The 12,177-nt window shown below is 61.7% G+C and carries 3 protein-coding genes and 2 rRNA genes; all 5 read right to left on the bottom strand.

The features are described from left to right. Nucleotides 1-33: 33 nt before the first annotated feature. Nucleotides 34-2,109: an exodeoxyribonuclease V subunit alpha gene (gene recD, locus ACNQPL_RS06430; RefSeq protein ID WP_346613874.1), complete on the bottom strand. Its 2,076-nt coding sequence runs from the start codon at nucleotides 2,107-2,109 to the stop codon at nucleotides 34-36. Beyond that, entirely contained in the window at nucleotides 2,106-5,777 is a 3,672-nt protein-coding gene (recB, locus tag ACNQPL_RS06435) for an exodeoxyribonuclease V subunit beta (protein ID WP_346613873.1), read from the bottom strand. The genes recD and recB overlap by 4 nt, the downstream gene beginning before the upstream one ends. Continuing rightward, nucleotides 5,774-9,250, bottom strand: coding sequence for an exodeoxyribonuclease V subunit gamma (gene recC / locus ACNQPL_RS06440; RefSeq protein ID WP_416466247.1), 3,477 nt, complete (start codon nucleotides 9,248-9,250; stop codon nucleotides 5,774-5,776). The genes recB and recC overlap by 4 nt, the downstream gene beginning before the upstream one ends. 133 nt (nucleotides 9,251-9,383) lie before the next feature. After that, nucleotides 9,384-9,499: ribosomal RNA gene (gene rrf, locus ACNQPL_RS06445) — 5S ribosomal RNA — on the bottom strand. Nucleotides 9,500-9,634: 135 nt separating this feature from the next. Beyond that, nucleotides 9,635-12,177: ribosomal RNA gene (locus ACNQPL_RS06450) — 23S ribosomal RNA — on the bottom strand; the annotation flags it as partial.

Consider the following 12,177-nt stretch of genomic DNA (forward strand, 5'->3'; position numbering starts at 1 on the left):
CGATAGCACAACGCCGCCACCTCCGTAGGGGCGTCAGACTTGCTCGAGCATCAACCCGGAGATCCGCCTCACCTTGCGCCCCACCGCTTCTTCGAAGATGCCCTGGCGTGGCTCGATCAGGCTGAAACAGTGCTTGGCTCGAGTAATGCCCGTGTACACCAGTTCCTTGGTCAGCACCGGGTTGAGCGCGTCCGGTAACACCAGGGCGGTGTGGCTGAACTCCGAGCCCTGGGACTTGTGCACGGTCATGGCGAAAACCGTTTCCACTTCGTTGAGGCGGCTGGGTAGGACAAACCGTACCCCGCCGCTGCCGTCATTGCGCGGGAACGCCACGCGCAGCAGCGGCTCGCCGTGTTCATCCGGCAAGCGCAGGGCGATGCCGATGTCGCCGTTCATCAGCCCGAGGCCGTAGTCGTTGCGCGTCACCAGCACGGGCCGCCCTTCGTACCAGGGCTGCTGGCTGTCGATCAGCCCGGCACCGTGCAGCACACGCGCTACCCGTTCATTCAGGCCTTCGACACCCCAGGCGCCCTTGCGCACTGCGCAAAGCAACTGGAAGTCCTCGAAGCTGCGCAGCACCTTGCCGGCCCATTGTTCCCAACGAGGGTCATCGAATGCGCTGCCTGGCGCCGGGCGGTAACGGCCGATGGCGCGCAGGTAGCTGCGATAGCCTTGCGGGCCTTCGCTGCCGCGGTTGAGGCCATCGAGTATCAGCCGATCGAACGCGCGGTCGTGCTCGCCGCGCAAGGCGAGGCCGAAGACATCCGACGGTGGCATCGTCAACAGGTCGCGGGCCGCCTGGGCTTGTTGGCGGTTGACCAGCCGCGCCAACTGGCCGATGCCGCTGCCTTCGCCAAAGCGCCGGGAAAACCGCAGCATCACCACTTGCTGGGCCAGCGGGTTGCGCTGTGCGTCACCCGCCTTGAGGCCGCTGTCCGTCAACGACTGGCCACCAATCTGCTCCAGCCAAGCCTGGGTGGCGGGTGAGTAGCAGCCCTCTTCGGCATCCCGGCACAAGTCGCCGAGTACCGCGCCGGCTTCGACCGAGGCCAGCTGGTCCTTGTCACCCAGCAAAATCAGGCGCGCTTTGGGGGGCAAGGCATTGAGCAGGTTGGCCATCATCTCGAGGTCGATCATCGACGCTTCATCGACCACCAGCACATCCAGCGGCAGCGGGTTGCCAGCGTGGTGGCGAAAGTGCCGCGAACCCGGCCGGCTACCCAGCAAGCGGTGCACCGTGCTGACGTCGGTGGGGATCTGCCCGCGCACCTCGCCGCTAACCTGCAAGCGCTCGACCTGCTGGCCGATGGATTCGGTGAGGCGGGCGGCGGCCTTGCCGGTCGGTGCCGCCAGGCGGATGCGCAGGGGCCTGCCCTGCTCTACCGCAGGCGCCTGCAGCAAGGCCAGCAGGCGGACTACCGTGGTGGTCTTACCCGTGCCAGGGCCGCCAGTGATAATGCTGAACCCGGCGCGGGTGGCCAGGGCACAGGCCAGCTTCTGCCAGTCCACCTGCCCGGCCAGGGCGCCTTCGTCAAACAACTGCGCCAGGCGTGCTGGCAAGTCTGCCGGGGCTGCGTCTTCCTGGCTCAGGCGTTGGCGCAGGGTTGCGTCGATCTGCCGTTCGTAACTCCAGTAGCGGCGCAGGTAGAGGCGCTCGCCGCTGATCACCAAGGGCCGCGACTGCTGGCCAGGGGTGTTGCCAGCGGCTACCAGGGGGCTTGCGGTGATGCGCTGGCGCCAGGTGCCCAGATCGAGGTTGGCGAGCAGTTGCGACGGCAGCAGCAAGGGGCCTGCCAAGGCATCGCCTTCCGGGGGCAGCGACAGGGCGAAGTCCGGCTCGGCGAGGGTCTGTTGCAGGTCGAGGCAGACGTGGCCGTGGCCCAGTTGATGGCTGGCCAACGCTGCAGCCAGCAGCAGCAACGGATCGCTACCGGGGGCGCGTTCTTCGAGAAAAGACACGAACGCCCGGTCGAGGGCGCGCAACCAGCCGCGCTCCACCCAGCGGTCGAGCAGTTGCAGCAGGTCGGCACTGATGCGTTGCGGTGCCAGCGTCAACAGGTGTTCGGCGTTCAGGGGCGTAGGCAAGAGGTCATCTAGGGTGCGGCTCATGGCGCAACTCCGGCAAACAGGTCCTGCTGTTGAGGCTGGTGCACACCACGGAACAGCGCATCGAGCGCTTCGATCAGCTCGCGTGGCGGCTTGGCGAAGTACACGCCGTGGCCACTGCTGTTGGCGCCACGCAGGAAAATGAACAAGGCGCCACCCACATGCAGGTCGTAATCGTAATCGGGCAGGCGGGCACGCAGCTGGCGATGCAGGGCCAGAAGGTACAGCACGTACTGTAGGTCGTAGCGGTGCTCGAGGATCGCCTTCTCCATGGCCAAGGTGTCATAGGCCTGGATGTCGGGGCCGAGCCAGTTGGACTTGTAGTCGGCCACGTAGTAACGCCCGTCCAGCTCGAACGCCAGGTCGATAAAGCCTTTGAACATGCCGTTGAGCAATGTGGGTTGGGCAGCGGGGCGCGCCGCGCCTGGGTGGGTATGGCGCGTTACCAGGCGGTCGAGCTGCTCGGCATCGACCTGATGGCTGGCGAACCAGAACTCCATTTCGATCTGGTAGTGCTGCAGCTGCGCGAGCGTCAGGGTCACATCGCGGGCCGGCAAAGGCTCGGTCAGCAGTTGCTCCAACCATTGGTTAAGCGTTGCAATCCAGCCGGTCCAGTCGCGTCGGTTGCAGCGTTGCCCGACGGTGCGTGCGATCAGTGCGGGGTTGGCCGCGACTTCGGCAAAACCTTCGCGCCCCGCCCACTCGAGCAGGCCGTGCAGGAAGGTGCCGGGGTTCGGCCCGCGCGGGAAGCGATGCATATCGCCACCGTCAGCCGGCACTTCACGCAGCACTTGCGCATCGACGACTTCATCGTCGAGCAGTTGCTGGGCCTGGGAGCTATCGGCCCCCAACGTCTGCTCGCCGACCCGCAAGGCACTGTAGGAAGCGATCCACCAATGCTCGGCCGCTGGGCGACGCGGTTTGCGCGCCGGCAACAGTTCGCGTTCGGCATGGGGCGTGCGGTAGCACGTATCGTCGGCTGCCGGCAGGCCTGGGCAGGCAATGTGCGGGCAGCCCGCCTGCAGGCTGCGCAACCAGTCGCCCAGTTGTGCCGAGCCCTGCAGCGGCAAGCCACCACCGAGCAGATAGCCGAGCGCTGAACGGTGCAACTGCGAGCTTTTCTGGTTGCCACGCTTGAGGTCGGCAACACCCAGCCAGCACGCATGCTGGGCACGTGTCAGGGCTACATAAAGCAGGCGCAAGTCTTCGGCCAGGCGCTCGTCATCGGCCAGGGCTATCTGTGCCTGGTCGGGGGTGAGTGTCAGCTGCGCATTGCCCTGGCTGTCGTGCCAGGCCAACGGCAGGCGGCTACCGTCCACCGGCTTGCTGGTGCAGATGAACGGCAGGTAGACCAAGGGGTATTCAAGGCCCTTGGATTTGTGAATGGTCACGACCTTGACCAGTTGCTCATCGCTTTCAAGGCGCAGGATCTGTTCTTCACCGGCCTGGCCGGAGCTCGCCAGGTGCTCGGCCAGATGGCGGATCAAGGCCTGTTCGCCATCCAGTTCGCCGGCCGCTTGCTGCAGCAGTTCGGCCAGGTGCAGCAGGTTGGTCAGCACCCGCTCGCCATCACTGCGGGCAATGAGCGTGCGCGGCAACTGGAAGTCGTGCAGCAGGTGGCGCAACATCGGCAGTACGCCTTGGCGCTGCCAGGTGTCACGGTAACGGCGAAAACGCATCACCCAATCTTCCCAGACCCGCTCGTCCTGGTTCAGCTGGTCCAGCTCGGCCAGTGACAGCTCCAGTGTCAGGCTGGCCAACGCGGCCTTGAGCAGGCGCTCGGAGTCCGGTTCGGCGCAGGCCTTGAGCCAGGCCAGCAGGTCATGTGCCTCCTGGGCGGCGAACACCGAGTCCTTGTCGGAAAGGTAGACGCTGCGCACATCACGGGCCGCCAACTCGGCACGCACCAACTGCGCCTCATGGCCATCACGCACCAGGATGGCGATGTCGGACGGCAGGCATGGCCGAAGTTCGCCGTCAGCCTTGCGCAAACCGCTGACGCCACGCTGCGCGCCATTGAGCAGGGCGACGATGTGGCTGGCGCAACTGGCTGCCATTTGCTGACGGTAAAGTGTGCTGGAAACGGGGTCTTCGCTTTCCAGCTGCCAGCATTGCAGGGCCGCGGCGGCCTCGCCGTCGATCAGCAGGCGTTCGCTGCGGCCCTTGGCACGCACATCGATGAACGGCAGCGGGTTGTCATCAGCCTCGCGGAACAGGAACGCGCCGCGCCCTTGTTCACGTGCTTCGGCCTGCAGGAACACCCGGTTGACCGCGGCCACCATCGCCTCGCTGGAGCGGTAGTTGGTGTCCAGGCTGTGCAGCCGGCCGGCGGTGGCGCGCCGGGCGGACAGGTAGGTGTAGATGTCGGCACCGCGGAAGGCATAAATCGCCTGCTTGGGGTCGCCGATCATGAACAGGCCGGTTTCTGCGCGGTTTTCGCTGATGCAGTAGATGCGCTCGAAGATCCCGTACTGCACCGGGTCGGTATCCTGGAATTCGTCGATCAGCGCGACCGGGAACTGTTCGCGGATCAAGCTGGCCAGGCGCTCACCGGCTTCACTGGCCAGCGCGTGCTGCAGGCGCAGCAGCATGTCGTCGAAACCCATCTCGGCGCGGCGGCGTTTTTCTACCTCGAAACGTGCCGAGACCCAGGCGGCGGCGTGCTCGAGCAAGCGTGCATCGGGGCTGGCCAGGGCCTGCAGCTGTTGCGGCAGGCCTTGCATGGCCTCCAAGGCCGGGTGAGCTGGCGGCTCGCCAACCTTCCACGCTTCAGCCATGCCGGCGGGGGTCAGGCGGGTGAAGCCGGTACCCAGGTCGAGCTCGACGACCTGCTCATCACTCGCCCAGGCACGCAGTTTTTCGAACCACGGCTCGAAGAAGCGTGCCTGCAGCTTGCGCCCGTCAGCCTGCTTGGCGGCGACGGCATCGCGGCAAATTTGCTGCAACTCGTCCGCCCACTTCACCCATGGCGCTTTCAACAGACACAGCTGGTCGACGCGCTGTTGCAGTGCGGTATCGATCAGTGCCTGCGGCTCGTGCTCATCCTGCTGTGCACGGACGCGGCCGAACAGCGGGCGGATACGCGGCAGCAACGCGTCGGGGCTGCCCCAGTGGCTGCGCACCCAGGCCAGTGCGTCGCCCTGCATGCCGTAGCAGAACCGTCGCCAGTAATCGCGCATGACCTGGCCGAGCAACTCGCTGTGGTCGGTTTCGAGGCTCTGGGTGAACAGGCTGCCGCTGTCGAAGGCATGCTCGCGGAGCATGCGCTGACACCAGCCGTGAATGGTCGAAACGGCCGCTTCGTCCATCCATTGCACCGCCACTTCCAGGCGATTGGCGCAGCGTGCCCAGTGCTCTTCGGGGTAATCGTCACGCAACTGGTGCAGCAGCGGGTCCGCCTCTGGCAGCTCACTGCGGAAGAACCGCGCAGCCTCGGCCAGGCGCGCGCGAATACGCTCGCGCAGCTCTTTGGTGGCGGCATCGGTGAAGGTCACCACGAGGATCTGTGGCGGCAACAACTCACGACCAAAGCCTTGCTCACCGCCATGGCCGAGGATCAGCCGCAAGTAGAGTGCGGAAATGGTGAAGGTCTTGCCGGTGCCCGCACTGGCTTCGATCAGTTGGCTGCCGTGCAGGGGGAAACTCAGTGCCAGGGGACGGTCCTGGGTCATGCGCCACTCTCCGGATTGCCCAAGGTCTGCCAGGCTGCGCTGAATAACGGGCGGTACAAGGTTTCGCACCAGCCTTCAAAGGTTTCGTCGGCACTGAGCGCAGCGAAGTCGCGGAACTGTCTGGCAAGTGCCACGCTTTCGCTGCGCTCGCCGAAGCTGGTGCGGCCGTCGCCTTCATAGGCACGGATGGCGGCGGCGCGTGCTTTGTCAGGGTCGTCCTGGGCCAGCCAGGCAAACGCGGTCTTGGCAGCAACCGGCAGCGGTGCATTCATTGCAGCCTGGCGTGATACCAGCAGATGGCCGAGCTGTTCCGCGGCTTCGGCCTGCGGCAGCGGTGGCAGCAACAGGGTGATGTCACTGGCCAGCAGCGCGCTGTGCAATGGATACCCTGCAGCACAGGCCGCCAGGTGCATGACCCAGCTGGCGATCAAACGGTGCCATTTGAGGCTGTTGCGCCCCGCATTGATGGTGTTTGGCACCGTGGTGATGCTCAACAGGCTTTCATCTGCGCCCTGGTACACCCTGCCAAGCCAGCCTTCGAGGCGGTGGCTGCCATGCTCGAAATGGATCGGCAGCGCGCCCTCGACCACATCGGGCCAGCGTTGTAGCAACTGGCGGTGGCGCTGCAGCAGGTCGGGCAGGGGTTGAATTAGCTCGGCCTGCAGCAGCTCGCCAAACCCGGCCAGCGGTAGCATGCCGCAAGCCTGCAGGCGGCGCGCTTGGGCGGTTAACGCTTGCTCGGCATTTTCCGGATCGGCCAGGGCGGCACCCAGCAGGCTTTCACTGGCGCTGTAACGCTGCAGCGCATCGAGGACGAACGGCTCTTCATCCGGCGTGGGGGCTTCCAGTGCCTCGAAGTACACCTTCAAACGCTGACTGAAGAAATGCCGCACCGGGTGGCGCAGAAAGTCCTGCAACTGGGCCAGGGTCAGCGCTTCATCGTTGTTGTACGAAGACAAGCCGGGTTGGGGCTGGTTAACCTCATCGGCTTGCTGGTGTAGCAGTTGCCACTCATGGGCATAACTGAACAACCCACTGCCTTTCTGGAAATACCGTGGGCTGAAAGGTTGCAGTGGGTGTTCCTGAGTCAGCGCATGCAACAACTGTTCGCCTGCCTGCGGGCCTTCTCCACCACCGGCCACACGCCAGCCGCCGGACAGGTGATCGCGCAACTGGCCGATGAGCACAGATGCCGGGCGCTCGCTGTTGTCGCGGATGCTCCGGCCTACCCAGCTGATGTACAGCTGGTCGCGTGCCGACAGCAGTGCCTCGAGCAGCAGGTACCGGTCGTCCTCACGGCGTGAGCGATCACCAGGGCGGTAGTCGCTGGCCATCAGGTCGAAATCCAGCGGCTGCTGGGCGCGTGGGTAGTCCCCATCGTTCATGCCCAGCAGGCAGACGACCCGGAACGGGATGGCTCGCATCGGCATCAGGGTGCAGAAGTTTACCGAACCCGCAAGAAAACGCTGGGACAGCTTGCCCTGGTCGAGGCCCGATAGCCACGCCTCACGGATCACGGTTAGGGGTAACAGGTCTTGCAAACCAACGGTCTCGCAGACTTCCAGCCAGCTATCGCGAAGCTCCTGCAGTTGCATCAGCAGGAACTCGTCATGTTCATCCTCCGCCAGGAAGAACACCTGCAACAACGCATTCAGGCGCTCTCCCCACTCAGCCGCCGTGGCAGGCTGGGACAAGGCGTGGTTGGCCACATCGAGGGCGTCGAGCAAGGCTACCAGCGGGCCGATCAGGGCAGCATCCAGCCCACCGATTTCGTCGTAAGGCTCGATGCCGTCACACCCCTCGCCCATGCCGACGGCATAACCCAGCAGCATGCGTCGCAGGCCGAAACGCCAACTGTTCTGCTCCAGGCCTTCGGGCAGGCCGAGCGTGGCCCGCTGCTCGGCATTCAGGCCCCACCGTATACCCGCGCCTTCGATCCAGCGGTGCAGGGTTGGCAGATCGCTTTCGCGAATGCCAAAACGTGCGCGCACTGCCGGAACGTCGAGCAGGTCGAGGACTTCGCTGACAGCGAAGCGGCTATCTGGCAGCTTGAGCAGGTGTTCCAGGGCAATCAGCAGCGGATCGCGGCCACGCTGGCCCTGGTCGGTCAGGGTAAAGGGGATATAGCGCGGGTCGTGGCGCTGCAACTGGCCAAATACGGCGCGGATATGCGGTGCGTAGGTGTCGATCGCGGGCAGCATGACGATGACGTCACGCGGGCGCAGCGTGGGGTCGGCACTGAAGCGAGCCAACAATTGATCGTGCAGGATCTCCACTTCACGCTGCGGGCTGTGCGCGATGTGGAAGCGTACCGAGCGGTCTTTGCCGAGGTCGATCTCTGGCCACAGCTCGCGTGTTTCGGCAAGGGGGCGCAGTTCGAGGATATCGTCCTGTAGCTGGTTGAGCAGGGTCTTCGGCTCGCTTTCGCTGAACAGGTCGATGCGCCCTTCGCTGAAGACACCCTGATAGCTGCCAGGGTCGTCATAACTGTCGAGCAGGTTGATGTAGTCGCGGCCCTGCTTGCCCCAAGCGGCCAGCAAAGGGTGGGCGTGCTGATGCAATGACTCGTCATCCAGGTGCAAAGGCATGCCTTGCTTGCGCTGCTGGCGTTTGTACTGGTGGCGCAGCAAGTCCTTGTCGGCAACGATGTCGGCCCAGTGATGGCGGCACGGGTTGTGTACGCACAAAAGCACCTGGCTGAAACGCGCGAGGCCGGCGAGCGCCTCCAGCGCCTGGGCAGGCAACGAGGAGATACCGAACACGATCACCCGCGATGGCAAGCCGGCAGGTGGCTGCTCAAGGCTGTTGATACGCTCGATGAAACGCTGATGCACCCCTGCCCGGCTCTGAGCCATGCCCTGCTCGCCGACATCTTCAAGCAGCGCACGCCATAGTTCGGCCTGCCAGCGGTTACCGACAGCCAGCAGTTTACGTTCGCCACGAGCCGTATTGAGGATGTGCTCGCCGGCAGCCCAATCCTTGAGCCAGTCGGCACGGTAGACCTGGTACTGGTCGAACAGGTCAGCCAGACGTTCTGCCAGTTGATAGCGTTTGCGCAGGTCGCCGTCATCGGTGAGAAAGCGGCGCAGCGGTTCAAAATGGGGGCGCTCGATCAGTGCTGGCAGCAGCCGCATGAGGCGCCAGGTCAGCGGCGCCTTGTCCAGCAGAGAGACCTCGGGGATCTCGTCACGGCCCAGCACCTTTCTGTAAAGCTGCCACATGAAGCTGCCCGGCAACTGCACTTCGATGGCGGCGGCAATGCCGCAGCCGCCTTGGTCATCTTCCAGCGGGTCTTCGGCCAGGGCCAACTTGAGCCACTGGGCGATGCCGTTGCTCTGAACCAAGGCGATTTCGTTTTCCAGCGGTGCCAGCGGATAGCGGCGCATCCAACTCACCACCAGGCTGCGCAAATCGTCCAGGCGATTGCCGTGCACGATCATGAAGCCGGGATGTAATGAGGTGGGCTTGGCCATTGAGGGTTCTCTGGAATGCGCTGGGAGCTGGTAGGGAACGATATCACGGCTGGCTGCCGAGTCCGGACTCAGTAAAATCCAGAAAAGACAAAACCCCTACCTGCTCGCGCAGATAGGGGTTTTGCGAAATGAATCTTGACGATGACCTACTCTCACATGGGGAAACCCCACACTACCATCGGCGATGCATCGTTTCACTACTGAGTTCGGGATGGGATCAGGTGGTTCCAATGCTCTATGGTCGTCAAGAAATTCGGTAGCCAGAATGTCCAGATGGACAGCCCAGCGAATTCGGATATGTGATCTGTGTGATGTGCGTTCGAACTTTCGGTTCGTTTCGTCTTCACCACCGCAATCTGCGCTAGCAAATTGCTTGGGTGTTATATGGTCAAGCCTCACGGGCAATTAGTATTGGTTAGCTCAACGCCTCACAGCGCTTACACACCCAACCTATCAACGTCGTAGTCTTCGACGGCCCTTTAGGGGATTCAAGATCCCAGTGAGATCTCATCTTGAGGCAAGTTTCCCGCTTAGATGCTTTCAGCGGTTATCTCTTCCGAACATAGCTACCCGGCAATGCCACTGGCGTGACAACCGGAACACCAGAGGTTCGTCCACTCCGGTCCTCTCGTACTAGGAGCAGCCCCTCTCAAATCTCAAACGTCCACGGCAGATAGGGACCGAACTGTCTCACGACGTTCTAAACCCAGCTCGCGTACCACTTTAAATGGCGAACAGCCATACCCTTGGGACCGGCTTCAGCCCCAGGATGTGATGAGCCGACATCGAGGTGCCAAACACCGCCGTCGATATGAACTCTTGGGCGGTATCAGCCTGTTATCCCCGGAGTACCTTTTATCCGTTGAGCGATGGCCCTTCCATACAGAACCACCGGATCACTAAGACCTACTTTCGTACCTGCTCGACGTGTTTGTCTCGCAGTCAAGCGCGCTTTTGCCTTTATACTCTACGACCGATTTCCGACCGGTCTGAGCGCACCTTCGTACTCCTCCGTTACTCTTTGGGAGGAGACCGCCCCAGTCAAACTACCCACCATACACTGTCCTCGATCCGGATAACGGACCTGAGTTAGAACCTCAAAGTTGCCAGGGTGGTATTTCAAGGATGGCTCCATGAGAACTGGCGTCCCCACTTCAAAGCCTCCCACCTATCCTACACAAGCAAATTCAAAGTCCAGTGCAAAGCTATAGTAAAGGTTCACGGGGTCTTTCCGTCTAGCCGCGGATACACTGCATCTTCACAGCGATTTCAATTTCACTGAGTCTCGGGTGGAGACAGCGCCGCCATCGTTACGCCATTCGTGCAGGTCGGAACTTACCCGACAAGGAATTTCGCTACCTTAGGACCGTTATAGTTACGGCCGCCGTTTACCGGGGCTTCGATCAAGAGCTTCGCTTGCGCTAACCCCATCAATTAACCTTCCGGCACCGGGCAGGCGTCACACCCTATACGTCCACTTTCGTGTTTGCAGAGTGCTGTGTTTTTAATAAACAGTCGCAGCGGCCTGGTATCTTCGACCGGCATGGGCTTACGGAGCAAGTCCTTCACCCTCACCGGCGCACCTTCTCCCGAAGTTACGGTGCCATTTTGCCTAGTTCCTTCACCCGAGTTCTCTCAAGCGCCTTGGTATTCTCTACCTAACCACCTGTGTCGGTTTGGGGTACGGTTCCCAGTTATCTGAAGCTTAGGAGCTTTTCTTGGAAGCATGGCATCAACCACTTCGTCGCCTAAAGGCAACTCGTCATCAGCTCTCGGCCTTGAGATCCCGGATTTGCCTAAGATCTCAGCCTACCACCTTAAACTTGGACAACCAACGCCAAGCTGGCCTAGCCTTCTCCGTCCCTCCATCGCAATAACTGGAAGTACAGGAATATTAACCTGTTTTCCATCGACTACGCTTTTCAGCCTCGCCTTAGGGACCGACTAACCCTGCGTCGATTAACGTTGCGCAGGAAACCTTGGTCTTTCGGCGTGGGAGTTTTTCACTCCCATTGTCGTTACTCATGTCAGCATTCGCACTTCTGATACCTCCAGCAAGCTTCTCAACTCACCTTCACAGGCTTACAGAACGCTCCTCTACCGCATCACCAAAGGTGATACCCGTAGCTTCGGTGCATGGTTTGAGCCCCGTTACATCTTCCGCGCAGGCCGACTCGACTAGTGAGCTATTACGCTTTCTTTAAAGGGTGGCTGCTTCTAAGCCAACCTCCTAGCTGTCTAAGCCTTCCCACATCGTTTCCCACTTAACCATGACTTTGGGACCTTAGCTGACGGTCTGGGTTGTTTCCCTTTTCACGACGGACGTTAGCACCCGCCGTGTGTCTCCCATGCTCGGCACTTGTAGGTATTCGGAGTTTGCATCGGTTTGGTAAGTCGGGATGACCCCCTAGCCGAAACAGTGCTCTACCCCCTACAGTGATACATGAGGCGCTACCTAAATAGCTTTCGAGGAGAACCAGCTATCTCCGAGCTTGATTAGCCTTTCACTCCGATCCACAGGTCATCCGCTAACTTTTCAACGGTAGTCGGTTCGGTCCTCCAGTCAGTGTTACCTAACCTTCAACCTGCCCATGGATAGATCGCCCGGTTTCGGGTCTATACCCAGCGACTAAACGCCCTATTAAGACTCGCTTTCGCTACGCCTCCCCTATTCGGTTAAGCTCGCCACTGAATATAAGTCGCTGACCCATTATACAAAAGGTACGCAGTCACCTAACAAAGTAGGCTCCCACTGCTTGTACGCATACGGTTTCAGGATCTATTTCACTCCCCTCTCCGGGGTTCTTTTCGCCTTTCCCTCACGGTACTAGTTCACTATCGGTCAGTCAGTAGTATTTAGCCTTGGAGGATGGTCCCCCCATGTTCAGACAAAGTTTCTCGTGCTCCGTCCTACTCGATTTCATTGA

Origin of the sequence: Pseudomonas sp. LFS044 (assembly GCF_047978245.1) — a bacterium.
In the GTDB taxonomy this organism is placed as follows: domain Bacteria; phylum Pseudomonadota; class Gammaproteobacteria; order Pseudomonadales; family Pseudomonadaceae; genus Aquipseudomonas.